The sequence below is a fragment of the Halobacillus karajensis genome (genome assembly GCF_900108515.1).
Lineage (GTDB): Bacteria > Bacillota > Bacilli > Bacillales > Halobacillaceae > Halobacillus > Halobacillus karajensis.
The window spans coordinates 59,151-83,015 of the sequence record NZ_FNWW01000006.1; the positions used below are offsets into that span (position 1 = coordinate 59,151).

27 protein-coding genes are annotated in these 23,865 nt (G+C 41.2%); 15 read left to right on the forward strand and 12 right to left on the reverse strand.

Translation table 11 applies throughout. The features are described 5' to 3' along the window. Positions 1 to 315 precede the first annotated feature (315 nt). Together dat and BLW54_RS13225 are read left to right on the forward strand one after the other, a co-directional pair. Complete coding sequence (gene dat, locus BLW54_RS13215; protein ID WP_035509982.1) at positions 316 to 1,206, forward strand: D-amino-acid transaminase; 891 nt, start codon at positions 316 to 318, stop codon at positions 1,204 to 1,206. 300 nt (positions 1,207 to 1,506) lie between these two features. After that, on the forward strand, positions 1,507 to 1,944 hold the full coding sequence (locus BLW54_RS13225) for a hypothetical protein (protein WP_074735134.1): 438 nt from the start codon (positions 1,507 to 1,509) through the stop codon (positions 1,942 to 1,944). Positions 1,945 to 1,962: 18 nt separating this feature from the next. Here the strand turns inward: BLW54_RS13225 and BLW54_RS13230 are convergent, their stop codons facing one another. Beyond that, the gene (locus BLW54_RS13230) at positions 1,963 to 2,598 is read right to left on the reverse strand and encodes a YczE/YyaS/YitT family protein (RefSeq protein WP_035509987.1); all 636 of its coding nucleotides are present in this window, start codon (positions 2,596 to 2,598) and stop codon (positions 1,963 to 1,965) included. A 149-nt stretch (positions 2,599 to 2,747) separates the two neighbouring features. On the opposite strand from BLW54_RS13230, the gene BLW54_RS13235 reads away from it, so the two are divergent. Beyond that, positions 2,748 to 3,506: a (S)-benzoin forming benzil reductase gene (locus tag BLW54_RS13235; RefSeq protein ID WP_035509990.1), complete on the forward strand. Its 759-nt coding sequence runs from the start codon at positions 2,748 to 2,750 to the stop codon at positions 3,504 to 3,506. Between the two features lie 32 nt (positions 3,507 to 3,538). Here BLW54_RS13235 and BLW54_RS13240 read toward each other — a convergent pair whose 3' ends face one another. Next, the gene (locus tag BLW54_RS13240) at positions 3,539 to 4,516 is read right to left on the reverse strand and encodes a S66 family peptidase (RefSeq protein WP_074735136.1); all 978 of its coding nucleotides are present in this window, start codon (positions 4,514 to 4,516) and stop codon (positions 3,539 to 3,541) included. 140 nt (positions 4,517 to 4,656) lie between these two features. On the opposite strand from BLW54_RS13240, the gene BLW54_RS13245 reads away from it, so the two are divergent. Together BLW54_RS13245 and abc-f are read left to right on the forward strand one after the other, a co-directional pair. After that, on the forward strand, positions 4,657 to 4,836 hold the full coding sequence (locus BLW54_RS13245) for a hypothetical protein (RefSeq protein ID WP_074735138.1): 180 nt from the start codon (positions 4,657 to 4,659) through the stop codon (positions 4,834 to 4,836). Positions 4,837 to 5,241: 405 nt separating this feature from the next. Further along, entirely contained in the window at positions 5,242 to 6,822 is a 1,581-nt protein-coding gene (abc-f, locus tag BLW54_RS13250) for a ribosomal protection-like ABC-F family protein (protein WP_074735140.1), read from the forward strand. Positions 6,823 to 6,898: 76 nt separating this feature from the next. On the opposite strand, the gene BLW54_RS13255 is transcribed toward abc-f, so the two are convergent. Continuing rightward, on the reverse strand, positions 6,899 to 7,771 hold the full coding sequence (locus tag BLW54_RS13255; RefSeq protein ID WP_074735142.1) for a DMT family transporter: 873 nt from the start codon (positions 7,769 to 7,771) through the stop codon (positions 6,899 to 6,901). A 162-nt stretch (positions 7,772 to 7,933) separates the two neighbouring features. Between BLW54_RS13255 and BLW54_RS13260 the strand changes: the two genes are divergently transcribed. Next, a complete protein-coding gene (locus BLW54_RS13260; RefSeq protein ID WP_231622406.1) occupies positions 7,934 to 8,215 on the forward strand; it encodes a hypothetical protein in 282 nt (93 codons plus the stop codon). A gap of 472 nt (positions 8,216 to 8,687) precedes the next feature. On the opposite strand, the gene BLW54_RS13265 is transcribed toward BLW54_RS13260, so the two are convergent. Next, positions 8,688 to 10,160 carry a SulP family inorganic anion transporter gene (locus BLW54_RS13265; RefSeq protein WP_035510000.1) on the reverse strand — a complete coding sequence of 491 codons (1,473 nt, stop codon included), beginning with the start codon at positions 10,158 to 10,160 and terminating at the stop codon, positions 8,688 to 8,690. A gap of 279 nt (positions 10,161 to 10,439) precedes the next feature. Between BLW54_RS13265 and BLW54_RS13270 the strand changes: the two genes are divergently transcribed. Further along, on the forward strand, positions 10,440 to 10,859 hold the full coding sequence (locus BLW54_RS13270; RefSeq protein ID WP_035510001.1) for a universal stress protein: 420 nt from the start codon (positions 10,440 to 10,442) through the stop codon (positions 10,857 to 10,859). 26 nt (positions 10,860 to 10,885) lie between these two features. Beyond that, positions 10,886 to 11,092: a zinc ribbon domain-containing protein gene (locus tag BLW54_RS13275; protein ID WP_035510004.1), complete on the forward strand. Its 207-nt coding sequence runs from the start codon at positions 10,886 to 10,888 to the stop codon at positions 11,090 to 11,092. A gap of 171 nt (positions 11,093 to 11,263) precedes the next feature. Here BLW54_RS13275 and BLW54_RS13280 read toward each other — a convergent pair whose 3' ends face one another. From BLW54_RS13280 to BLW54_RS13290, 3 genes are all read right to left on the reverse strand, one after another. After that, positions 11,264 to 12,904 (reverse strand): putative ABC transporter permease subunit, encoded by a 1,641-nt coding sequence (locus tag BLW54_RS13280; protein ID WP_074735144.1) that lies wholly within the window; start codon positions 12,902 to 12,904, stop codon positions 11,264 to 11,266. Next, a complete protein-coding gene (locus BLW54_RS13285; RefSeq protein WP_035510008.1) occupies positions 12,897 to 13,619 on the reverse strand; it encodes an ABC transporter ATP-binding protein in 723 nt (240 codons plus the stop codon). The genes BLW54_RS13280 and BLW54_RS13285 overlap by 8 nt, the downstream gene beginning before the upstream one ends. A 64-nt stretch (positions 13,620 to 13,683) precedes the next feature. Beyond that, positions 13,684 to 14,190, reverse strand: coding sequence for a GNAT family N-acetyltransferase (locus BLW54_RS13290; RefSeq protein WP_074735147.1), 507 nt, complete (start codon positions 14,188 to 14,190; stop codon positions 13,684 to 13,686). 87 nt (positions 14,191 to 14,277) lie between these two features. Between BLW54_RS13290 and BLW54_RS13295 the strand changes: the two genes are divergently transcribed. After that, positions 14,278 to 14,832, forward strand: coding sequence for a sugar O-acetyltransferase (locus tag BLW54_RS13295; RefSeq protein WP_074735149.1), 555 nt, complete (start codon positions 14,278 to 14,280; stop codon positions 14,830 to 14,832). Positions 14,833 to 14,919: 87 nt separating this feature from the next. Next, entirely contained in the window at positions 14,920 to 15,675 is a 756-nt protein-coding gene (gene map, locus BLW54_RS13300; protein ID WP_035510014.1) for a type I methionyl aminopeptidase, read from the forward strand. 208 nt (positions 15,676 to 15,883) lie between these two features. Here map and BLW54_RS13305 read toward each other — a convergent pair whose 3' ends face one another. The 3 genes from BLW54_RS13305 to BLW54_RS13315 all read right to left on the reverse strand — a co-directional run bounded on the left by BLW54_RS13305 (position 15,884) and on the right by BLW54_RS13315 (position 17,979). Continuing rightward, positions 15,884 to 16,081 (reverse strand): cold-shock protein, encoded by a 198-nt coding sequence (locus BLW54_RS13305; RefSeq protein ID WP_035510016.1) that lies wholly within the window; start codon positions 16,079 to 16,081, stop codon positions 15,884 to 15,886. 200 nt (positions 16,082 to 16,281) lie between these two features. Continuing rightward, positions 16,282 to 17,133 (reverse strand): hypothetical protein, encoded by an 852-nt coding sequence (locus BLW54_RS13310; RefSeq protein WP_074735151.1) that lies wholly within the window; start codon positions 17,131 to 17,133, stop codon positions 16,282 to 16,284. An 18-nt stretch (positions 17,134 to 17,151) separates the two neighbouring features. Continuing rightward, positions 17,152 to 17,979 (reverse strand): alpha/beta fold hydrolase, encoded by an 828-nt coding sequence (locus BLW54_RS13315; protein ID WP_074735153.1) that lies wholly within the window; start codon positions 17,977 to 17,979, stop codon positions 17,152 to 17,154. 98 nt (positions 17,980 to 18,077) lie between these two features. On the opposite strand from BLW54_RS13315, the gene BLW54_RS13320 reads away from it, so the two are divergent. Continuing rightward, positions 18,078 to 18,848, forward strand: coding sequence for a cobalamin-binding protein (locus BLW54_RS13320; protein ID WP_074735156.1), 771 nt, complete (start codon positions 18,078 to 18,080; stop codon positions 18,846 to 18,848). A gap of 23 nt (positions 18,849 to 18,871) precedes the next feature. Here the strand turns inward: BLW54_RS13320 and BLW54_RS13325 are convergent, their stop codons facing one another. Next, positions 18,872 to 19,705: an MBL fold metallo-hydrolase gene (locus BLW54_RS13325; RefSeq protein WP_083391539.1), complete on the reverse strand. Its 834-nt coding sequence runs from the start codon at positions 19,703 to 19,705 to the stop codon at positions 18,872 to 18,874. A 129-nt stretch (positions 19,706 to 19,834) separates the two neighbouring features. Further along, a complete protein-coding gene (nhaC, locus tag BLW54_RS13330; RefSeq protein ID WP_074735158.1) occupies positions 19,835 to 21,271 on the reverse strand; it encodes a Na+/H+ antiporter NhaC in 1,437 nt (478 codons plus the stop codon). Between the two features lie 414 nt (positions 21,272 to 21,685). On the opposite strand from nhaC, the gene BLW54_RS13335 reads away from it, so the two are divergent. The 4 genes from BLW54_RS13335 to BLW54_RS13350 all read left to right on the forward strand — a co-directional run bounded on the left by BLW54_RS13335 (position 21,686) and on the right by BLW54_RS13350 (position 23,834). Then, complete coding sequence (locus BLW54_RS13335) at positions 21,686 to 22,426, forward strand: AzlC family ABC transporter permease (protein ID WP_074735160.1); 741 nt, start codon at positions 21,686 to 21,688, stop codon at positions 22,424 to 22,426. Further along, positions 22,420 to 22,713, forward strand: coding sequence for an AzlD domain-containing protein (locus tag BLW54_RS13340; RefSeq protein ID WP_074735162.1), 294 nt, complete (start codon positions 22,420 to 22,422; stop codon positions 22,711 to 22,713). Before BLW54_RS13335 ends, BLW54_RS13340 begins: the two co-directional genes overlap by 7 nt. A gap of 61 nt (positions 22,714 to 22,774) precedes the next feature. Continuing rightward, positions 22,775 to 23,188: a hypothetical protein gene (locus BLW54_RS13345; protein WP_074735164.1), complete on the forward strand. Its 414-nt coding sequence runs from the start codon at positions 22,775 to 22,777 to the stop codon at positions 23,186 to 23,188. Positions 23,189 to 23,270: 82 nt separating this feature from the next. Further along, positions 23,271 to 23,834, forward strand: a complete 564-nt coding sequence (locus tag BLW54_RS13350; RefSeq protein ID WP_074735166.1) for a GNAT family N-acetyltransferase — start codon at positions 23,271 to 23,273, stop codon at positions 23,832 to 23,834. The last annotated feature ends 31 nt before the right edge of the window (positions 23,835 to 23,865 follow it).

A 23,865-nucleotide genomic window follows, 5' to 3' on the forward strand; every position in this document is an offset into this window, starting at 1 on the left:
TAAGAATCGACTTGCCCTATCTTTGGGCAGGAGCGATACTGGTATGAGTCTTCTGCATAAAACAAAAGGGCTTTATTTTTTGATAAGGACATGGAACGCCTTGTCATGAATACACTTGAGTTTTTCGTGAGGATTCCCTATAGACATACAGAGAATAGAACACTCATACCTTTTGATCATACTGTTTACTACAAAGAATCTCTAAAATAAAAATTCAAGTGGAACATCAAATAATTTAAGTAGAACCTCCATTCGAGAGGTGTTTTCTGATAAACTATTCGTTAAACCCAGTGTTGATTTGAGGAGGCATAAACAATGGCAATTTATAACCATATTTTGACTGAAAATGATTTTGTTGAGCAAAATACACTTAAATATCCTTTCGAGGAGCGAGGGCTTCAATTCGGCGATGGAATTTATGAAGTCATTCGTGTGTATAAAGGGAATTATTATCTGATTGATGAGCACGTTGAGCGCCTATATCGTTCAGCCGCTGCGGTGAAGATCGCTGTACCATATAGAAAAGAAGATTTATACCAACGCTTGGATGAATTACTTAAAAAGAACGACGTAGACGGAGATGCAAGTGTCTATTTGCAAATTACACGTGGGTCTGCTCCGAGGGATCATGCGTTCCCTTATCAAACCAATGCAAACTTATATGCCTACGTAAAAGATCTATCTCGTCCTTTGGAATTTTTACGTGAAGGGGTCACTGCGATTACGCAGGAAGATGTGCGCTGGGACTGGTGTTATATTAAGAGTCTCAACCTGCTGCCAAACGTATTGGCAAAGCAGGCTGCAAAAGAGAGTGGAAGTTATGAAGCCATTCTTCATAAAAACGGGGAAGTGACAGAGTGCAGTTCATCAAATGTGTATTTCGTGCGAGATGGAAAAGTGTACACACATCCGGCTAAGAAGAATATTCTCCATGGATGTGTCCGTATGCGCGTGGAAGCTTTCTGTAAGGAAGAAAACATTGAATTTATCGAGGAAGCTTTCCGTATAGAGGATCTCCCAAATGCAGAAGAGCTTTTCTTATCCAGTAGTACTTCAGAAGTAATGCCGTTATTGAAGGTTGATGGGCAGAAAATCGGTGATGGGCGTCCTGGCCCAATTACCCGGAAGCTGCAACAATGCTATGAAAAAGATGCAAATATTTTAGCAGAGGATTCATTTCTAAAGGAACAGGCAGCAACGGAATAAAGGCATGGACCGATGGATGAAAACATCTCATCGGTCTTTTTATGTTCAACGCTAGGATTTAAATTTAGTTATATGCTATTTGGACGGCTCTTTAACACCGAATGGCCTTTACATCATGTGGGCCGGAAAGCGAGTGGTATCCTACCTACACTCCAAACGCTATTAAACGTAACGGAAACCCCTGATATCTCGGATCTGAGTGTGGAGGATAGGGGAACCAGTATGAATGGCGGGGATAATGTTGAGAATATCAGGGGTATGCTATAATGCCAATGAAAATGATATAAGGAGCGGTTAGTATTGAGTAAAGTAAACATTGAAATGTCAAAAGAGCAATATGAAACTCTTGTTAAAATGGTATTCCTAGGGACCTGGATGGTCAATTCTACCAAACTTGAACTGGATGAAGCCTTTGAAGATGTCCGGGAACTTGTATTGTCTAAATACAAAGCGGCAGGTCTTGAAGACAAAGTGGTATATGAGGAACAGATGGGTGTATATGACCTTGATATAAACTTTGAAACAAGCTTATTGGATTCCTATGTGGATGAGTATGATGAATTCAGTTTTTGGGACAAGCTGATCGAAAAGCTGGCTGAAAAAGAATTGACCGCTCTTTACGGTCCTTTAGAGGAGAACTTAACGGAAGAACAGCTGGAGAAACGTCTTGAGCTTGAAGAAAAGATTGGCCGGAAGCTTGAAGAAACGGGAATTACTCAACTATCCTTTGATGAATAAGATAAGCGTGACGTTTGGTCACGCCTTCTGGTTTGCTTTTTTCTTTGGATCGGACCATAACCGAGCGATTGGTCTTGCCCATTGGAAGGACCATTGGATGAAGGGGCCTAAAAGCAGGGCGACAATCAGTGTTCCAATGCCTACAGGAGCGCCGAGTAAGTAACCGATCAGAGCCATAACGGACTCTGAAAAGATCCGAACTGTACTTTTTGATTGTTTCGTTTTTTCATTCATGATCATCATGAAGTGATCAAGTGGAATACGGGGAAAAGGGGTACGTAAATAAATGGATATGCCGACGGCTGTCGCTAGTAAACCGAGAGAGAAGATCCCCCATTGGGCCCACCATGTGTCATAGTTCATATTTTCAAGCATTCCATAAAGAAAAATATCAAGGGTCCGCCCTCGGATAATGATAGGAATTAAAGATTCAAATTGCGGCCTTTTGTGTTCCAATTTGGCATTAACGAGCAAAAGGATAATAAAGGCGGCAATCATAACACTCCCCACCGTAACGGGAAGGTGTATGGAGAGGCCGACGGCAATGCTGTCTCCGGGCCCGACCCCAAGGCCTGATTTAATGATCAGCGCAAGGCCGAGGCTGGACACGACAAGGCCGACTACATAGATAATAAAAAGAAAGAAATACTTCATAGGTAGACTCCTTTACACGTCCGCATATGCTTTGTTTATCATATCGTTTGGAAAAAGGCTTGTAAAGTTTCATGTCGGAGTGTTTTAATTTATGATAAAAAAGGGAATGCAAAGGGAACTGAAAATATCAGATAGAGGGGATGAATTAGATGCAGTATGCAATTGTAACAGGAGCTTCCCGAGGATTAGGGGAAGCGATAGCCCGCCAGTATATATTACAGAATGTTCATGTTATTGCTGTATCGCGATCAGGAAATGAAGAGTTAAGATCATTGGCTGAAAAGCAGGGGGTGGATTTTCACCACATCAGTTGTGACTTGAGTCGTTTAGATGAGTTGGATAAAGGGCTGGATCAAATAGCTGAAATCGCATTTCAAAAAGAAACTCATTATGTGTATCTAGTGAACAACGCTGGGGTTATTGATCCCATTGAAACCGTAGGTCAACTGGAAGCAGATGCCGTTCAAAAACATATGCAAGTGAACGTCACAGCTCCTATCCTTTTTGTAAATCGTTGTTTGAAAGAGGCAAATGATCTGGGGGTATCTTTGGGGATTATCAATATTACATCAGGGGCAGCAGAGAAAACGATTCATGGCTGGAGCACCTATAGCAGCTCCAAAGCAGCCATCAATCGTTTTACAGAGACGCTTGCTCTTGAACAGGAAAGTAAAGGGCACACAATTTTTGCCTACAGTCCAGGGGTTATGGATACGGACATGCAAGGGGAGATTCGTTCCTCATCAGAAGATTCTTTTGCAGATGTAGGGAAATTCAGAAAGTTAAAAGAAGAAGGGGATTTGCGGTCACCAGATGAAGTTGCAGGTGTACTAATGAACCTCCTAAAAGAGCCGAAAAAAATAGAAAACGGCCGAGTTTATAAGCTTTATGATTTAATACGAAAGTAAGAGAAACGAGCGCAGGGCCTTCTGCGCTCGTTTTAATATTTCAGCAGTTCGATTGTGGTGTCATGGTTATAGGCTTTCATTTTTACTTGACCGCCAATCGGAAAGGTGAAAATCGGTGTCGTGTGACCAAAGCTTGCATTAGAGATGACAGGAATGGTAGTAAGCTCCTTCTTTGATTGAATGATTTGTTGAAGGTCTCGGTCTTTCACCTTTGAATCTTTCTGGAAGCGTCCAATAATGATACCTTTCACTCCATAAAATCCCGGTTGATGAATTAATGATTGTAAATTCCGATCAAAGGTAGGGGCATCTGACAATAGATCATCCTCAAGAAAAAGGATCGTATCTTCAAGGGACGGCATGAACTCCGTGCCCTGTAATAAGTTTAGTGTGCATAGGTTTCCACCGATGGATGTACCTTCAGCAATGCCCTCATTGATAACATTATACCCGTTATTTTTATGGAATTGACGATTCTCTTGATTCAAATACCAGTGGTCATCACTCCATGATTCAGCAGGTGGAATATTAAACGGGTCTTTTTCTCTGCAGACTTTTAAAAAGAACTCGTAAGTATAGTCGATTCCTTGTTCCATACCGAAGGAAGAAAAATGAGGGCCGCTATATGTGACAAGTCCTGTTTTGCGGTAAATACTGTTTGAAAGAGCTGTAATATCAGAATATCCGCAAAAAATTTTAGGGTTCTGGCGAATGACTTGATAATCAAGATCACTTAATAATTGATTGCTGTCATACCCTCCGATCGTGGTTAGAATCGCTTTAACGTTTGGGTCGGCGAAGGCATCGTGAATGTCATTCACCCTATGGTCGACAGGAGTTGAAATATGATTATACTCTTCAGCAGCATAGGTACCGAATGTCACTTGGAAACCCGCATCATTCAGTCTTCGTACAGCCAGTTTTTGTTGATCCTGATCAATCATGGATAAACTTTTAGCAGGGGATAGGATTCTGATTTCATTTCCCTTTCTCAATTTCTTAGGAATCATTGGATTTCCCTCCTTCGATCAAGTTGAAGTAGTAAATTACATAACTATACCAAATTGGAAGTTCTTCGTCTATCCGTAATAAGAAATATTTTGAAACTTTTGTCAGTTCCGACCGTATGTATTTAAAAAGGGGTGATGGTATGTTCACTACAATCCTGGGTCTTGTGCTAGTGATTGCTTTTTTAGTTCTTTTATTCCGTTTTTTTGGTCAATCTACAAGCAGCCGGACGGTCTCCTCAAAAAAAGAAGAAAGTACGTGGCAACCCGGATTTCATCCATTCGATCATTCGGATGGAGGTGGAGACGGGGGAGGAGAGTAATCCTCTCTGTAAAAGAGGGTGATTTTCTTTAGATCAACCTTTGGAATTTGTCATCATAAAGAGAAAGGACCAAATCCAGTCTATTACTCCACCTTCATAAATAAGACCGCATTCCCCCATTTATAAATTCTCCTCATTTTAGGGTTGTATTTTTCAGAAATTTCATCATATAATAAACCTAATCATAAAAGAAGGGGATGACGTTTAAAGCAATGAAGTACTAATCCTGTTGCTATACGAGTATGAGAATAACAATAATCACTCGTTCCAGATACAGGATTGGTCTGCCTTTTTTTATATAAAAAGGTTTCTATTGCTTTGAGCGCACTCTTTACGGATGTTGTGGTGTGTTCTAAGGCTTTAGTGAAAGCCAACCTCTCTGGAACGGTTCAGGGAGGTTTTTTTATGATGAAAATGCGCGCGAGAAATGTTCATTATCAAATAGGTGATCGAACGTTATTGAACATCCCCGAGATCAAGATTCATGAAGGGGAAAGAATCGGTTTAGTAGGACGGAATGGAGCTGGTAAAAGTCTTCTCCTTCAATATTTAACAGGGGAGCTGGATGTAAAACCGCAGGTGGATTGGCATACCACCTATGGCTTGATGAAACAATTGAATGACAGCGAATGGGATTCCTCTATGTTAAGTGGTGGGGAGAAGACGCTGGTGAAGCTTGAACTGTTGTTTAAAGAAGGTCACTCCCTCCTTTTTCTTGATGAACCGACCAATAACTTGGACTGGTCCCATATAGAGGAACTAGAAAGGAAGCTGCTCTTACACAAAGGGGCATATCTGATCGTTTCCCATGATCGCAAACTTCTTAATCGCTGTTGTAATAAAATTTGGGAACTGGAAGAGGGAGAATTGAATGAGTATCATGGGGATTATCATTTTTATGAGGCGCAAAAAGCGCTGAAACTAAAACAGCAATATGAAAAACATGAACAGTATGTAAAAGAAAAGAAAAGGATCGAAGCAAGAATTCGTCAGAAACAGGCCCAATCCAAAGGAATGAGGAAGCCTCCTAAACGAATGGGGAATTCAGAATGGCAGCTAGGTAAAAATAAAGCAGCTGCCCAGCAAAAGAAAGTAGAGCGTGTAGGGAAAACACTTGAACGAAGATTAGAACGATTAGAGAAACAGGATAAGCCCATGGAGTGGGATCAAGTAAAAATGGAATTTGCTCATGTACACCCATCACACCAAAAGACGATAGGCGTCATCAATGATTCTGTGATTAAAGCTGGGGAAAAATTTTTATTTCGTTCACCTAAACTGTTTCTTAAGACGGGTTCCAAAACGGCGTTGATTGGTGAAAATGGCACAGGCAAATCTACTTTTATCCAGCATCTTCTGAACACAGGGGAGTGGGCAGCCCGAGGAGTGAGAATCGGATATTTCCATCAGGCTTTGGAAGACCTCCCTCAACAAAAAAACGTCTATGATTTTGTGAGCGATGGGAGTGATATGTCTGAAACTACCATCCGGATTATATTAGCTCGTCTCAGGTTTAGTGCTGACGAAATGAACAAAACATTAAGCCAGCTGAGTGGAGGGGAGCGTGTAAAACTCTCGCTGGCTAAGTTGATAGCTAGCGGAGCATCCTTATTAGTAATGGATGAACCAACCAACCACTTAGACCTGGATGCCATTCAAGCATTAGAGAGTTTAGTTAGAGATTTTCCAGGGACGATTCTGTATGTGACTCATGATCGCACATTTATTGAAAGAACAGCAGACCAACTGTGGATGATCGAAAAGAGGGAGTTAAAGCCATTCAATGGGACGTGGATACAATGGGAAGAGTATTCCGTCCACTCGCCGGAAGCAGATGAAGAAATGTATGACCGAATGGCTTTGGAAACGAGATTATCCGAATTAATCAGTCGGTTGAGTATGCCTGGACCAAAGGATTGTGTAGAAGATTTAGAAACGGAATACAATGAAACCCTAACCAAGTTAAAAAAAATGAGAAACGAATAGTAAATGGGAAAAGCGGCAGAAAAGGCCGCTTTTCCCATTTAGTCAGGATGTTCCAAGAAAGCTGCTCCGTTGAAGACTATTGAGTCGCCTCCCCCTTTTTAGCTTCCTTATTGTTTTTTAGGAACATATATAATGAGGCGCCAAAGATGGTTAGGTAACCTAGAATACTAAGAAAGTCAGGCACTTGGTCGAACAGTATAATACTGATTAAGGCTGAATAAACCACAGTCGAGTAGAAAAAGATTGAAATTTCTCGAGCAGGAGCAAATTTATACGCGATGGTTAATCCAAATTGACCCAGTGTAGCAAACGCACCGGCTGACAGGAGATACACCCATTGTTTCAATGTCATGGGTTCATAAAAGGCAATCGTAAAAGGAAGGAGAGTCACCGTTGTAAAGAATGAAAAGTAAAAGACAATGGTGTAAAACTTCTCTTTATCTCCTAATACACGTAAAAGTGTATAAGCTCCTGCTGCAAAGACAGCTGAGAATATCCCTGCAAGATAAGGGATGAAATCAAGGGAGAACGCAGGTTTGATAATGAAGAGCGTCCCGATAAAGGCAATAATAATAGCAAGAATTTGATATAATCTCGCTTTTTCTTTCAAAAAGATAGCTGAAAAAATAATCAGTAAAAAGGGACTGAGTTTATTTAACATATCTGCATCAGAAAGAACAAGGTTATCGATGGCATAGAAAAACAGAACCATTCCGATTGTTCCTAACGCAGAGCGTGAGAGTAGTAATTTCTGATTCTCCTTTTTTCCGAATAAACGCTCTTTATTATATAAAACGAAGCCAAATGCGATCATCGCGGAAACAAGGTTACGGAATAAGGTTTTTTGTACAGTCGGAACATCTCCAGACAGTTTGACAAGTGCAGCCATCATAGAGAAGCCGAAAGCAGATATAAGTAATAATAATAATCCTTTATTGCGATTGCTCATGATGGTTCCTCCAGTTGTGTTTAGGATGTGCAAAAAAAACACCTTTACTATCCTAATATATAATGTCATGAAAAGAAAGCAGGAAGCTTTGCTCTTTTCTTAAAGCAATGCCTTTTAAAATGAGCTATACTAAACGTAGACATTAAGAAAGAGAAGGGACGGTTGAATTTGATCTGTTCTCACCCTGTCTATGAACGGACACGTGTGATTAAAAATAATCAGCAGCATTACTTGGAACATGAAGAGTGGTTAGAATTATACGAAACCCAGGTCATCGCACCAAAAGAAACCTTCCCTCTTCATGCTATCCATGATGTTTCTTATAAGAGCTTTTCTTCTACATATGGACTTCTATATTTGCATACATTAAAGGGTGTACGGGCTTATACAGTAAAAGAAGACCCAGCTCCTTGGATGCAAGCACTAAAAAAGCGCATTGAATAGGATGGATGCAGGAGGACGCGGTGGAGTGGAATTTATGAAAGAAAATGATCGTATTTATCTTCGAGAAGTTGCATGAGGACTGGTCAGATTTCCACTCTGATTCTTCCAGTGAAGAGGTAAAACATCAGCCATGGGGACCGAATTCAGAAGAAGACTGTCTTTTCTTTGTGCAGAGAGATCCTTATTGATCGAAAGTAAAACATCGCAATTGAGATAGAGGGCCCTAGAAGCTGTCGAGTTGATGATTGACTTAGTTTCAACAAACATTTCCAGTTTCACAGGGTTGCTGCTCCTTCAAGCTTAGACAAGCCTCTATAAAAGAAAAAGTCGGGTCGGGATGATAAAAAAAGAATATTGAGGAGTGAATTTCTTGTGAAAGGAAAATGGAAGGACTCATGTGTTTACAGTATGTTAAGAAAAGAATAATAGATAAAAAAGCGCAAGGCCATGAGCCTTGCACTTTTTTTCTGCATTAATGGTTAGATAAGGTAGCATTTGTTTTATTGTGGACTGCTAATTTCTGTACAAGTTGAGAACTGTCTTTGTTGAGGCCGACAATTTCCACATCTTTTCCATATTCACGATACTTCAAGACGAGTTTATCAATCGCTGCTACAGCAGAATCGTCCCATACATGTGAATCGGAGAAGTTGATTTCCACCTTATCTGCATTCACCGTATAATCAAAATGTTTCATTAAATTGTCTGTAGAAGCAAAAAATACTTGACCACTGACGTAATAAACCATTTTCTTTGTACTTTCATCGTAAACCTCTTCGACTTTTACTTTGGAGATCTTAGCGACAAAGAAGATCGCACTTAGAATGACACCGGCTAATACTCCTTTAGATAAATCGTGTGTTTTTACAACCGTACCGACCGTGACAACCATGACCACACTATCTGATATTGGTGTTTTGTGGAATTTCGTCAATGAACTCCAATCGAATGTGCCAATCGAAACCATGATCATGACACCAACGAGTACTGCCATTGGAATTTGGACCAGAAGGTCGTTGAATACGATGATTAACAGCATCATAAATATACCTGCCACAAGTGTAGACAAACGTCCACGTCCACCTGAGGTTACATTTATAACGGATTGTCCAATCATGGCACAGCCGGCCATTCCCCCAAAGAAGCCAGAAACAACGTTAGCTACACCTTGTCCGCGTGCTTCTTTGTTCTTATCACTAACCGTATCTGTCATATCATCGACGATTTGAGCTGTTAATAGAGATTCGAGCAAACCGACGAAAGCAAGAGCCAGTGAAATAGGAAAGATAATTTGAAGCGTTTCAAATGTCAAAGGAATATCCGGAATTAAAAAGATAGGAAGAGTACTAGATAATTCTCCCATGTCCCCGACTGTTTTAAGACCAGTACCTGTTGTAATCGCAATAATGGTCATTAATACGATAGCAACAAGAGGGGCAGGGACTGCTTTTGTAAATCTTGGTAAAATATAAATGATAGCCAGGGACCCTGCAACCATGATATACATGGCCATTCCTGCTCCTTCAAAGTGAGTAAGTTGTGATGTGAAAATAAGAATTCCAAGAGCATTTACAAAACCAATCATGACCGATCTTGGTATGAACTTCATAAATTGGCCGATCTTTAGGGCACCTAAAACAAACTGTAAAATACCAGTCAAGATTGTTGCGGCAAGCAAATACTCAAGGCCATGATCTCTTACTAGTGTAACCATAAGAAGAGCCATAGCCCCGGTCGCAGCAGAAATCATCCCTGGACGACCACCCATAAAGGCAATAACGACAGCGATACAGAAGGAAGCGTACAATCCTACCATGGGGTCGACTCCAGCGATGATAGAGAAAGCGATTGCTTCAGGGATGAGCGCCATAGCGACGACCATGCCTGAAAGCACATCGTTTTTTACGTTTCCAAACCATTGTTGTTTTATTGTTTCAGTGTTCAATTCCGCACCTCTTTCTATTTATTTTTTGTATTGCCCCGTGGCAATACGGAAATCCGGCAAGAACGATCAGATTATATCACCTATCTTATATTTTACATAACTGTATGTAAGCGCATAAATTTCTATTTTACTCTGTATTTCTGGATATTTCGCTTATATACCCCCTGTTTATACAAAATATATTTTTTCATATTTTACTATATAGCGAATTCTTTCCATGAAAATGATAGAACATGGTAAAATGGATAAAATATGTGAATAAGGTTCGGGGGAATTCGAATGTATAAGAAGATTCTATTAGCTGCAGATGGATCAGATCACTCTATTCGAACAGCTGTACGTGCTGCTGAGCTTGCTAAATTGCAAGGGGATGGGAAGGTTACAATCATATATGTTATCGATGGAGATCAATCCAAATCCGATGTACTTTCCGAAGGTGATCAAGGTATGATTGAACAGCGTCGTCAGCAGCGCCTCAAGCCGATTGAAGACATTCTTCAAGAGAAAAATGCTCCCTATCAAATCACTATCGAGCATGGGGAGCCAGGGCCTACCATCGTTAAATATGCGAATGAGAATGCTTTCGATCTTGTAGTTATTGGCAGCAGAGGGTTAAATACTTTGCAGGAAATGGTGTTGGGAAGTGTAAGTCACAAAGTAGCCAAAAGAGCAAAGTGCCCGGTTATGATTGTAAAATAACCGATTCTTTAAAGGGGGTAGTATAAATGAGCAATCAAGGTTGTATTAAATGTGGGAGTACAGATGCAGGGAAGAAGGATGTAGCGATGACCGGAGCCGGGCTTGCGAAGATGTTGGATGTACAGAACAACAAGTTCACGGTCGTGTATTGTAAAAACTGCGGGTACTCAGAATTTTATAATCAAAATGCTTCCAAAGCTGGAAACATTTTTGATTTCTTCTTTGGTGGTTAAATCATGATTCCTATACTCCCGGTTTGAGGTGATAGTTTTTTTGAATGGATGGGGAGAAGGGAATCCATAGTTCCGGGGGAATGATTTTTTAAGATGGTTATTGAACTATACAAAGGATTAAAAAAGCTTAGAGGTGATCACCTCTAAGCTTTTTTAGATAGTTCATCGAAATTAAAGAATGTTGTAGTATTTCCGTTTGACCATCATCGTTAAGAAATATTGAATGAGCACAGTCAAGATAATTAAGATGCCGGTCAAAACAGCACTTGTGCTCCATATGCCGTGCAATCCACTGGTCCAGAGAATTAGAATAATAACTCCGAAAACGGTTGCTTCAAGTGCAAGAGGAACGATCCCTATGAACCTTCCTTTAAAAACTTCCCGTTCATCCGTCCAATTTAACTTTGGACTATAGAAATCAATCATTAACCCTGCCATGCTTGCAATCCAACCTGTGATCAGAGAAATAATAAACCAAACTAGCCAGATCATCAGGGGAACTTTTAATACAAATAATGCTGCGACACTTAACAGTAAAAGAGATAGGAAGTTTATGAAAAAAGAAACAAGAAGTTTGCTTAAAATAATATTTGAAGCAGGGATCGGTAAATATAAGTGATTGAACCAGCTTTTCCCATCCCTTGAGATGGAAGAAAAGGAAGCAGGGTTAATCCCTAAAGCAACGACAGTCAACCCGAACATACTGAGAATTACTTTTTTTCCTTCCATTTCATTTAATTGAGAGCCCCAGCCGGTTAACGGACCATTAGGGTCCATAATGATTAGAACAATAAAGAATAGAGGGAAGAATAGGCTTTGGACAACAATTTGTGTAAAGAAAGTGGGTGTTCTTAAAATGATTCTCATTTCTTTCTTCCATAAGCTCACGAATACGGATTGTGGTTTTAACTGTTTTTGCATCTTTTCTTCTTTGAATGTCTTCCGTCTGCCCCCGGACAGTCCAAGTACCCCTTTAAAATAGAAACGTTGGCCGACCGTAAGGAAGAGAACAATGGCAGCAACCGATAGACATACAAAAGTAAGGAAATAAAGAAGCCCCGTCCAAGATCCGATTTCTGTTAGAGCGATACTGCTAAAATAAGCGGTTGGGAAAAACTTCGTAATGAGTTCCAACAGGGCATTTTGTTGGGTGAACATTTGGGAGATATCACTGTTCCCTGTTCCAGCATCCAACCGTAGCAAAACATTAATGCCTATAGCAAAGATAAATCCCATGAGCCCGACGAGCACTTTTGTACGGTCTTTGTTTTTTGAAATGTTGGCAAAACGCATAATGAACATTAGTATAATCGCTGTAAGAACAAAAGGAATAATAGGTGTAAACGCCCAGATTAATACAGCGAATAGGTAATAGAGGATCCCTGAACTACTATGTATTCCATAAAAGATAAGGGAAGGAAGCAATAAAATGCTGTTCAGGCCATACAAAGATAAAAAGGGAACGGCAGATTTCCCAAACAGAATTTGATAGGGTTCAAAAGGAAGGGAGATAAAAGATTCTACATCTTCCGCAAAATAAAAGGAACTTAAGACGGTTCCTATACTGATAAAACAATAGAAGAAGGTCATCATGACAAACAAGAGCCCAAGAATGACACTTTCATTGCCAAGAGGTTCAAGCGCTGCATACATACTTCCAATTAAACCTTGAATGAAGAATAGCACGAGGAGGCCGAAAGGGATCATCATAAGCCCAATCAGAAGGTAGCCGACCTTCTCCGTCGTACTTTTATTTGCCATGGAAAGTTGCATTTTCACCATAATCCGCATTAATTTCCAGGCTTTATTCATTTTGCGTCAACTCCAGGAATAAGCGCTCAAGGTTGTCATCTTCTGCAAACTGCTGCTTCATTTCAGCCATATTCCCTTTAAACTGCACGTGACCATTATTAATGATGGCCACTTCATCACATAATTGTTCTACTACTTCAAGGACATGGGTTGAGAAAAAGACGATTTTTCCTCTTGATGCATGTTCACGCATCATTTCTTTTAATGTATAGGAAGATTTAGGATCAAGTCCAGTAAGGGGTTCGTCAAGAATCCATACATCTGGATCATGAAGAAGAACTCCACTGACAACTATTTTCTGTCTCATCCCGTGTGAATAGGTCTGAATATGATCATTCAACGCCTCGTAAATACCAAAACTCTTCGTTAGATACTCAATTTTCTCTTTTCTCATGTCTTGAGATACTTCAAATACATCTGCAATAAAATTCAAGTATTCGATTCCTTTCAAACGAAGGAAAATATCCGATCGATCCGGTACATAGCCAAACTGAAGCTTTGCTTTTATGGGATCTTTGCTTACATCGATTCCGTTCATAACAATGGAACCCTTATCAATGGGTAAAATACCTGTCATCATTTTGATAGTCGTTGACTTTCCGGCACCATTCGGTCCCAGAAACCCAAAGATTTTTCCATCAGGGATGGACAAATCGAGGTCCTTCACAGCATCTTTCCCTGCAAAGCTTTTAGATATTTGGTTGATCTCTATCATATGGGTCACCCTTTTCCTGTAATGCTTTCTACTGTATGACTACGTACGGGGAGGCAAAGTTGTTTCATTTTTCCAAGAAAAGAACCATATGATCTTCATCCAAGTATTGATCCGCAAGCTTGATGGCTTTTCTTTCTGTTCCATATGTCGTAAAGCCCATTTTTTTATAGAGTTTTCTTGCAGGGTGATTGTCCGTTACCACACTTAGATGGAGAATTTCCAGTCCGATGGATTTGGCAAATTGAATCGTTTCACTTAGGAGGTACTCTGCTCCCCCTTTTCTTCTATGTTCTGGCGTGAGGTACATGGCCAAAATGGAGGCCTTATGTGAAAATTTTGGATGAGTTTCTTTGAGGAGTGTAACAACACCTGCTAATTTTTCGGAAATGAACAAGCCGAATGTACGGGAAGTTTCATTCGAAAGTCTTTCTGCTGTTGTTTTTATGGGGGCGGGTTTTTGTTTTTCTTGCTCATATGTAGTGATAAAGGCGTCTGGATTTGTTAATAATGCTTCTAGTCGTAACTCATAATAATGTTCAGCGTCTGAGTGGTTTAATTGTCGTACTTGCATATTTTCACCTCCCTTAGTTGTCCTTAGAGTAGCGGAAATCTATGGTAAAGTAAAGAAAAGAATATATCCTAGTTAAGGGGTGATCCGATGACAGAGAAAGAAAAGATGCTGGCAGGTGAATGGTATCAATCGAGGGATGAAGAACTAATTGTGGAACGGTCCAGGGCAAGGCAATTGATGAATTCCTTAAATCAAACGAAGGATACCGAAGAGCATTACCGGAAGCAGTTGATAGACGATCTTTTTGGAACAATTGAAGGTGAAATAGGATTAGAGCCACCATTTTATTGTGATTATGGATACAATATTCATGTAGGAGACGGGTTTTTTGCCAATTATAACTGTGCATTTCTTGATGTCTGCGAGATACGTTTTGGGAGAAGAGTCCTTGTCGGACCAAATGTTCAAATTTATACGGCTACACATCCGATGAATAGAGAGATGAGAGCGAGTGGATTAGAAGCTGGCCGGCCGATTTCCATAGGTGATGATGTATGGATAGGAGGAAGTGCCGTTATTAATCCAGGCGTCACGATTGGAGATAATGTTGTGGTAGGAGCTGGGGCTGTGGTTACGAAAGACATCCCTTCCAACGTCTTTGTAGGGGGCAATCCTGCAAAGTTTATTCGTCATATGGACTGAGTTCAAATGGGTGGTCGTCCTAACGATTTTTCGTTATCATACTAGAGGGTGCATGCATACGTAATAGATATAGAGAGGATTGAGTATATGATTAAACGTAAGAGTCAACGAGAAATTGAAAAAATGCATGAAGCGGGGAAACTGCTCGCCAGTGTGCACAAACAGCTGCGTACATTTATTAAGCCGGGAATAACGACGATGGAAATTGAGAACTTCGTCGAAAAATACTTAACAGAACGTGGTGCTACAGGTGAGCAGAAGGGATATCAAGGGTATGAGTTTACCACATGCGCTAGCATCAATGATGAAATATGTCACGGTTTTCCACGGAAAGAAAAATTGAATGAAGGCGACATCGTAACCATTGATATGGTGGTTAATTTGAATGGATTCCTCGCTGATTCCGCCTGGACCCACGCCGTTGGTGAAATTAGTGAAGAAGCTCAAAAACTCATGGATGTTACCAAAACATCTCTGTATAAAGGAATTGAGCAGGCGGTACCAGGGAACAGGATCGGGGATATTGGTCATGCCATCCAATCATATGCAGAAGGGGAAGGATATTCGGTAGTTCGTGATTTTACAGGACATGGCATTGGTGATTCCATTCACGAAGACCCCTATATTCCTCACTTTGGTGCAGCTGGAAAAGGCGCACGTTTGAAAGAGGGAATGGTGATCACTATTGAACCAATGATTAATGTCGGCAAATGGGCGAGCCAAATGGATGAAAATAATTGGACGGCTCGCACTGTAGACGGTTCTCTTTCGGCTCAGTATGAGCATACGGTTGCGATTACAAAGGAAGGTCCGTTCATTCTTACCGAACAAGAGGATGAATAAATATGTGGAAGGGGAGGGCTTCAACGCCTTCCTCTTTTTTTTATTCGATAGAAAAAATACATGATTTAAAAAGCCCTTAATAAATGGATATCACTCCGCGAAGTTGTTTAAGGAATTTACGCCAATTAATAACGGGAAAAGTAAAGTGGGGAAGAGAGAAATGGATAATAAAAAAACTCCCCTGTGAAAGGGGAGTTTTCGTACGTTCTTATTTTTGAACGTTTGCTGCTTGTGGTCCGCGTTGTCCTTCTTCGATTTCGAAAGTTACAACCTGACCTTCTTCAAGAGATTTGAAACCTTCTTCTTGAATTGCAGAGAAGTGTACGAAGACGTCGTCTTGACCTTCTACCTCGATGAATCCAAAACCTTTTTCTGCGTTAAACCATTTTACTGTACCTTCAACCATGATACAAAAACCTCCTGCGTGGGAAATCCACATTGTATTACTATTCTTGCTCTTTTCAAGTTCCATCAAGACGACATCTTACGTAACATCTTCTCTTGCATGAATCTGATCGAACAACGAATAATTAACCTAAGTATAACAGATGGCCCAAAGGAATGAAAGCCCTATAAGAAAAAAGTTTTCCCAACTATTGGTGATTCTTATTCCTGCGGCTGGGTGAGGTATGCTTGGTTCATCAATGAAAATAGGGACCTTTCTACAATCGTATCTACCTCTGACTTTTGCACTTGTGCGAGGTCATAAAGAGGGCGTCCTTGCTCTAATAAATGCTCTACGACAAGATACCCAGTGTAATTGGCTTCTTTTTCATACCCGGATGCTCCCGTGCCCTTTGTAAAGGAATAGAGTGCCTCATAGTCGGTGCGGTGTAAGTGAGGTTGAATATTCATCATGACTCGATTCGGTTCACGGGTACATTTCTCCTCTTCCCAAGAAAGCGGAAAGTCGACCATTCCACTTTCTTCTAAGACTTCCTCTGCCGTATGGAGAGCCATTCCTTCTTGGAAAATCAATTGACCTAATGTTCGTGTATGGCTCGGGGCAAGCCCGGACTGGCAACAATGAACGACCCGGGTCAATTCTTGAATTAATCGTGTTCGGCTTGAAGACAGTTCAGCTGGAAAGCAAAGGGTATATTGGTGATTTTCTTCCATAATAAAGGGATCCGTTTCAAACGTTCCGACAAAAAACATGACGGTGACCCTGACAGGCGATGTACAATGAAGAATTTGTTTAATCGAATCTACGTAACCATTCACTTCTAAAGGACCGATATCAAAATATTGGAATTTATCATACACACGTTCATATTTATTCCACGCGTACTCAATCATCTCTTTGGCCAGTTGGCCCTGCTGGTATCCAGGCGGGGTATAAGGGAAAGCGTAGTGGTCTGTCCATAATTCATAGCGTTTGTGTTTAGGGGTTTGGGAGGCTTGGTCATAAAACGTAAGAAAAGAATCCAACATTTGTTTACATTTGACATCATCCATGATGATCCCTCCGTATGTTTAAGTTTGATTCAAAAATTCCAACCGTTTATTCCATACCGTATGAGCATCTTTTCCAATCCAAATTAAGTGACTGTCTGCATTGACCTCATAAATTTCACAGTCAGGTAAAGAAGATTTTAATAGAAGAGCATTTGAATAAGGAATGCTGCGATCTTTTGTCGAGTACATCCCTAGTACAGGTACTTTGACACGACTCATATCAGGAATGTCATGAGCGAGGTCTGTGATGAACCCTTTTCCTGATTGGGAAGTAGCGAGCATATCCATGATGAAACGACGATCATTTGGAGTGAGGCTGTCCAAATAATCCTCTGCATTTTCTGTGGTTAATTCCGCAACCAACGGTTTTATGGCAAGGTCAGGGAAAAACTTCAATAAAGTACGGAGGCTTCTCCATACCATTTTTTCCGCAGGTCCAAAGAGAAGGGTAGCCTTTCTTTTCGTAGCGTTATCCCATGGTGTGACAAGCGCTGCTTCAAGAAGAAGTCGTTTCACTCGGCTTGGGTGATTAGCAGCAAGCGCAATGCCAGTCGGACCGGCTGCAGATATACTAATGACCTGTACTTTTCCTATATCCAGGTGGTCAAGAACTTCGATGATTGTATCCGCAAAATCCTCCGGTGTTCTTCCTGTGGAGAGTTCCGTGTAATCATATCCAGGACGGGAAATGGTAAGTAACGAAAATCCCTCATAAATGAGGCTGCTATGCGATAAATCGGTATTCCTGGTTGAATGCCCGCCTCTCAATAACAAAACAGGAGGTCCGGATCCTTTATATGTAAACTCTACAATTCCCTTGGATGTATCGAGGAGTGTCGTTGTCAATGTAGGTTCATCCCTTTCTTTCTTTTTCCATATATTAAATATAAGCTATAATGAAAGAAAATGAAACATCAGATGATTCTGAAAAAGGAGGCAGAAACATGAGAATCGTGTCGATTTGCCCGAGCAATACTGAAATTGTCGCCTATCTTGGGCAAACGCAGCTGTTGGTTGGTGTCGATAATTATTCTGATTACCCTCAAGAAGTGGAGAAGCTTACTAAGGTGGGACCAGACTTGTCGATTGACATGGAAAAGGTGGCTGCATTGAAGCCCGATCTTGTACTGGCATCCTTGTCCGTACCTGGGATGGAGAAGAACATTGAAGGTTTAGATGAATACGAACTGCCCTATATTATATTGAATCCTAATTCATTATATGAGATTTCTGAAGATATTCGGAGAGTCGGAAGGGAGTTGGGAATGAGGGAGGAAGGAGAACAAAAAGCGGACGAATTTTTAGAGGATATTGATAAAATCAGGCAAAGTTCAAAAAATGTGAGTGAGAGACCTTCTCTTTATTGGGAATGGTGGCCCAAACCTGTTTTTACGCCGGGGAAATTAAATTGGTTAAACGAAATCAGTGAGCTCGCAGGTGGCAGGAACCTCTTTGAGGATCAACAGGTCGCCAGCTTTCAAACTGATTGGGAAGAAGTGAAAAGCCGCAATCCTGATCACATCTGTATGGTTTGGGTGGGAGTTAAGGAAGAAAAAATGAACCCTGATTTAGTTAAGAGTAGACAAGGATGGTCGGAGATTCATGCTGTGAAGAATAATCAAATTCACGTACTTGAAGAATCTTTGTTCTGCCGTCCTAGCCCTCGGTTACTTAAAGGCCTGCGTAAAATTCAAAAGGTAATGGAACAGAAATAAAAGGCAGTGCTGATGCATGCCTTTTAATGGATTTTTCGATTATGTTTGGGGACTGCAAGCTCTTTGAAATTTTCGGCAAGGTCATGGAGTTGCTTGTTTAGAAGTTCCCCTTCCATTGGTAGACCATGGCCCGTAATGACAACAGATGGTTGAAGAGAAGCTAGTTCCTTAACTGATGCTTCAGCATCTTCCCAATTATGAGTGAAATACGCCGGAGGTCCATGGATATGCTGATGTTGAATGAAGACGGCCGTACTGGATTCTTGTTTAACTGTAATGAAAGCATCTCCGGCAATTAGCGCCCGGTCTTTTTCACGAAATAAGGAGATGTGACCTGGAGTATGTCCGGGTGTATGGATCATCTTCCAATCCTCTAAGAACGGGATAGAGCCGTCTGTTGGAAGGGGATGGATATATTTACTTAAGTCTGCCTGATGGGTTGGAAAGAAAGGGGATAAAAGTGAAAATAAACCACCACCAACGGTTGGGTCACCACCAGGATAATCTCTTTTACCTGTGACATAATCCATTTCCATCGGGTGAATATAAATTGGGATTTTCCATTCTTCAGCGAGTTGTTTAGCCGATCCCACATGATCGAAATGACCATGAGTGAGGATGATGGCTTTTGGTTTATTCGTGCCAAACCTTTTTTCAGCTGCTTCCATAATCCGTTTGCTATAATGCTTAACCCCACAGTCCACTAAAACCCAATCTTCTGAACCTTCTTTACCGATAAAAATTACGTTAACAATCAATGTTCGGTAAAAGGCGATATCATCCAACATTTGTTCAGCCTCTGCGTGTTCCATATGAAGCTTTTCATTTGATGAATCATTGTTTCCGATTTTATCCATGCCTTCCACCTCTTTATCAAGTTATAATTGTCCTTAGTTTAAGTCATGGAGAGGGAAATATTCATTTGATCTTTCGTTTTTAATCATTACTTATACAATGAAAAAGCTTGTAGAGATCAAAGATACTCTCTACAAGCTTTTACTATGCGTGAAATTATTTTCGTCCGCTTTTTCAATGGATCTGAGATTTACCTCTTTAGGTGTTAACGTCTTTCCGGTAATTCCAAATAGAATAGTAAGCAACGGGCTGATTAGGCAGAAAAACGCAAAGGGGAGGTATTCTAAGACCGGTACACCAAGGACACCTGAAAGGAATACACCACATACACTCCAAGGTACAAGTGGGTTGATAACAGTACCGGCGTCTTCTAAAGTACGCGATAAGTTTTTCTTTGCCAGCCCAGCTTTTTCATAAATATCCTGATAAGCTTCACCTGTAAGCAGGATAGACAAGTATTGTTCACCTATTGTGATATTAATTCCAATGGCTGTGAAGGCTGTCGATAGGATAGCGGCTCTGGCCGATTTCAATGAATCCTGTACACGTGTTAAAATAGCAGGAATGACGCCTGTTACAAAGAATAGTCCACCTAAAGCAAGAGCTAGAATGACAAGGGAAACAGTGAATAACATGCCATTCATCCCTCCGCGAGTTAACAATTCATTAACGACTTCACTTTCCGTGTTCCCCTGGAACCCATCAAACCATATTCCAAAAAGAGTGCCCCAGCCAAGTACGCCACGGAAACCGGCAATCAGGGTGGCTGTGATGCTGCTGATCGCAAGAGAAAGGAATGCCGGCCGTTTCGTTACTGTCATAGCTATAAGTACAGCTAATGGGATCCAGGAAGTCCAGTGTATTAATCCCGAGGCGTTTAAACCAGACTGGAAGTTTTCCAATTGTTCTACGTTTGCAGTCCCATTCGGAGATAAAATCATGAATAAAATAAATGTGATAATAAAAGCGGGAATTGTTGTCCATGACATGTTTTTGATATGGTCGAACAAGTCTACTTTAACCACTGTTGACGCCAGGTTTGTCGTATCAGATAGAGGGGACATTTTATCACCGAAAAAGGCTCCTGATACGATAGCCCCTGCCGCCATTGCTAAAGAGACATCCATGGATTGAGCGACTCCAATGAACGCTACACCAACGGTTGCTGCTGTTGTGAAAGAACTGCCTAATGCTACTCCAACAATGGCTGTTACAGCAAAAATGATGGCAAGTAACCAAGGTCCCCCTGCTAATAGGAAACCGGCATTCATTAAGGCGGGAATGGTTCCACTAGCCATCCAACTTGCAATGAGTACACCGATAACAAAAAATAAAAGGACAGCTCCCATCCCAGTTTGTGCGCCCTGGGTCATACCGAATTGCAAGTTTTTAAACGTCATCTTTTTCATGTAGCCATAAGCGATCATAATAAGAATGCCAATGAGAATTGGAATATGAGGTACCGTTTGAATCTCGATGATGAAATAACTGATGATTCCTATCGTTACAAGTAAAAGTAAAGTTGATTCAATGATGCCTGGTAGTTTTTTCGGCTGCAAATGAAGCATATGATCTCCCCCTTTATAATAACTCCCTATAATTTCAGCGTTAATGACAAATAAAAGCCCCGTCCCTGGAGAACAGGGACGAAGCTTTCACTCCGCGGTACCACCCTTGTTGGTAATTTCAATTACCCACTTCATTGGTGTATCACATAGACACGAATTCTGTAATTCAATGAAAGGAGGACCCAAGTTTACACCAGCCACTTGGTCTCTTTGACTGTCCTCGAATCATCTACTTCGGAATTCATGATACGATCTATTCTTTTTTGCTTGAACGCTTTTGTGTGATGAAGTAATTTGAGTTAATAATAATAGAAATAAGAAGGTTTGTCAATGAGATTATTCATATGATTTCCTTCCAAACCATTCCTGCTTTGTGTATAATGGTGGAAATTTAAAGATACAGGAGGGGGAAGAATGGAGACTCAAGCCATCCATCCAACGTCTTCTTCGACGCGATTACATATGGTGAGGAGAGGGATGATTGCCGGACTTCCCATCATGCTTGGTTATTTACCAATTGCATTAACCTACGGGGTCTTAGCTAGTCGTACAGGCATGACGAACCTTGAGCTTACCTTAATGAGTATCCTTGTTTTCGCTGGAGCTGCTCAGTTTCTAGCGGTAGGAATGATGGCCACAGGGACCGGGATAATAGAAATCATTATTGCTACATTTGTCCTTAATTTCCGGCATTTTGTAATGAGCTTCTCATTTGTTAACAGCCTAAAAGGGATTGCGCGAAGGGCGAAAATCCCCTTAACGTTAGGTTTGACAGACGAAACCTTTACGATGTCTGCGCTGTATAAAGAAGAGGCCAATGAAAGGCACGGCAGCTTTTTTTATGCTTCCTTAATACTCAGTGCTTATTTGTCATGGGTGGGAGGCTCTTTTGTAGGTGGGGTTCTTGGGGATGTTATGCCGGCTAGGTTAAGTGACAGCATGGGAGTAGCCCTTTATGCTATGTTTATTGGATTATTAATTCCATCAGTGAAAAGGGATTATAAGATTGCCGCTATAGCTGTATTAGCAATGTTAATCAACTTTGTATGCCAGCTATGGGGAATGAGTCAAGGTTGGGCGATTGTTGTTGGTACGGTTCTTGGAGGAGCTTGTGGAATTTGGCTGCTTGGTGAAGAGGAGGGTGAAAAATGTTGATTTGGATGATCATTGGTATGGCAGTTGTAACGGCTGTGCCCAGATTTTTACCTGTCATGATCGTGGATTTTATCACTTTTCCTAAATGGATGGACCGCTGGTTGAATGCCATACCTTATGCTGCCCTGGGGGCATTGATTTTTCCTGGAATTATGTCAGTGAAGCCTGAGGCTCCCCAGATTGGCGTTATCGCAGGCTTAGTGGGGATATTGCTGGCGTGGTTGAATATACACATTATTTTTGTTGTGATAGGTTCGATTGCTTCAGTATTCTTGCTGACTTTATAATCACATCTGCCTAGGAGGTGCATATCGTATAGGGATACTTCCGAGAAAGGAATTGATCGTTATGCATCGACAATTTGGATTTCCTTTCGGGCAGGTTTTTGGGGGCCCCGGACCTAATCAGGGGGGACCATCAGGCCCGAGTCAGCCACCACAAGGGCCACCTCCTGGCCCACCATTTGGAGGGGGGCCAGGCCAGCCGCCATTTGGAGGCGGTGGTGGTATTCAACTTCCTCCACCTCCAGAAAGTACTCCGAGCGCACAAGGTGCTTCGCTCTTTGCTGTTGACCCCGGTTCGTTGTATGGGTGCTTGTATCGTTACACCTGGATGAGACTTGTGAACGGACGCGCATTCTGGTTCTACCCGGTATTCATAGGGCGTACTTCTGTGGCGGGATACCGCTGGCAGCGCCGTCGGCGTCGTTGGGTGTACACAGGTTTTGATACTCGGCAGATTGCCAGTTTTCAATGTGTATAAATATCAAATAAAAGATGATGCGTCCTGTAGCATCATCTTTTTGTTACAATAATAATAAATAGAGGAAGAAGGGACGATCCAAATGCCTCCAGTAAGACCTGCTCGTTTTGAAGATGCTGAAACTATTGCGGAAATCCACGTGAATAGTTGGAAATCAACCTACGAAGACCTGATTGATGAACAAGACTTAAGCAATACGACCCTGGAACATCGTATTGCTCTTTGGGAAACTGTATTAAAAACACCACTTAATGGTCAGATTGCTTTTGTCATTGAAAATGGTGAAGGGGATGTGGTCGGTTTTGTTTCTGGTGGGAAAGAACGAACCAAAAATTACGGCTATGACGGCGAAATATACGCCATATATTTACTTGATGAGTACCAGGGGAAAGGCTATGGAAAAGAGATGCTCAAAGTTTTTTCCGAAGGAATGGTAGCAGCAGGTTATAAATCTTTACTTGTCTGGGTGTTGACCCACAACCCATCCAGTCAATTTTACATAAAATATGGGGCTGATCCGATAGAAGCTGAAAAAGTAACGATCGGGCAGGGCACGTACGAAGAAACAGCTTATGGGTGGAATGACTTAAGGAAATTGACAGAGCGTCTCAGGGACGAGTCAGAAAAGAAGCCGCCTTCTAAATAATCAATATAAAAAGCCTGCCGGGATTCCCGGC

Bases quoted from the DNA above. Each gene is read 5' to 3' on its own strand.
- dat (WP_035509982.1), top strand. From the start codon at position 316: ATGGCAATTTATAACCATATTTTGACTGAAAATGATTTTGTTGAGCAA.
- BLW54_RS13230 (WP_035509987.1), bottom strand. From the start codon at position 2,598: ATGAAGTATTTCTTTCTTTTTATTATCTATGTAGTCGGCCTTGTCGTG.
- BLW54_RS13235 (WP_035509990.1), top strand. From the start codon at position 2,748: ATGCAGTATGCAATTGTAACAGGAGCTTCCCGAGGATTAGGGGAAGCG.
- BLW54_RS13240 (WP_074735136.1), bottom strand. From the start codon at position 4,516: ATGATTCCTAAGAAATTGAGAAAGGGAAATGAAATCAGAATCCTATCC.
- BLW54_RS13245 (WP_074735138.1), top strand. From the start codon at position 4,657: ATGTTCACTACAATCCTGGGTCTTGTGCTAGTGATTGCTTTTTTAGTT.
- abc-f (WP_074735140.1), top strand. From the start codon at position 5,242: ATGATGAAAATGCGCGCGAGAAATGTTCATTATCAAATAGGTGATCGA.
- BLW54_RS13255 (WP_074735142.1), bottom strand. From the start codon at position 7,771: ATGAGCAATCGCAATAAAGGATTATTATTATTACTTATATCTGCTTTC.
- BLW54_RS13270 (WP_035510001.1), top strand. From the start codon at position 10,440: ATGTATAAGAAGATTCTATTAGCTGCAGATGGATCAGATCACTCTATT.
- BLW54_RS13275 (WP_035510004.1), top strand. From the start codon at position 10,886: ATGAGCAATCAAGGTTGTATTAAATGTGGGAGTACAGATGCAGGGAAG.
- BLW54_RS13280 (WP_074735144.1), bottom strand. From the start codon at position 12,904: ATGAATAAAGCCTGGAAATTAATGCGGATTATGGTGAAAATGCAACTT.
- BLW54_RS13285 (WP_035510008.1), bottom strand. From the start codon at position 13,619: ATGATAGAGATCAACCAAATATCTAAAAGCTTTGCAGGGAAAGATGCT.
- BLW54_RS13290 (WP_074735147.1), bottom strand. From the start codon at position 14,190: ATGCAAGTACGACAATTAAACCACTCAGACGCTGAACATTATTATGAG.
- BLW54_RS13295 (WP_074735149.1), top strand. From the start codon at position 14,278: ATGACAGAGAAAGAAAAGATGCTGGCAGGTGAATGGTATCAATCGAGG.
- map (WP_035510014.1), top strand. From the start codon at position 14,920: ATGATTAAACGTAAGAGTCAACGAGAAATTGAAAAAATGCATGAAGCG.
- BLW54_RS13305 (WP_035510016.1), bottom strand. From the start codon at position 16,081: ATGGTTGAAGGTACAGTAAAATGGTTTAACGCAGAAAAAGGTTTTGGA.
- BLW54_RS13310 (WP_074735151.1), bottom strand. From the start codon at position 17,133: ATGGATGATGTCAAATGTAAACAAATGTTGGATTCTTTTCTTACGTTT.
- BLW54_RS13320 (WP_074735156.1), top strand. From the start codon at position 18,078: ATGAGAATCGTGTCGATTTGCCCGAGCAATACTGAAATTGTCGCCTAT.
- BLW54_RS13325 (WP_083391539.1), bottom strand. From the start codon at position 19,705: ATGGATAAAATCGGAAACAATGATTCATCAAATGAAAAGCTTCATATG.
- nhaC (WP_074735158.1), bottom strand. From the start codon at position 21,271: ATGCTTCATTTGCAGCCGAAAAAACTACCAGGCATCATTGAATCAACT.
- BLW54_RS13335 (WP_074735160.1), top strand. From the start codon at position 21,686: ATGGAGACTCAAGCCATCCATCCAACGTCTTCTTCGACGCGATTACAT.
- BLW54_RS13340 (WP_074735162.1), top strand. From the start codon at position 22,420: ATGTTGATTTGGATGATCATTGGTATGGCAGTTGTAACGGCTGTGCCC.
- BLW54_RS13345 (WP_074735164.1), top strand. From the start codon at position 22,775: ATGCATCGACAATTTGGATTTCCTTTCGGGCAGGTTTTTGGGGGCCCC.
- BLW54_RS13350 (WP_074735166.1), top strand. From the start codon at position 23,271: ATGCCTCCAGTAAGACCTGCTCGTTTTGAAGATGCTGAAACTATTGCG.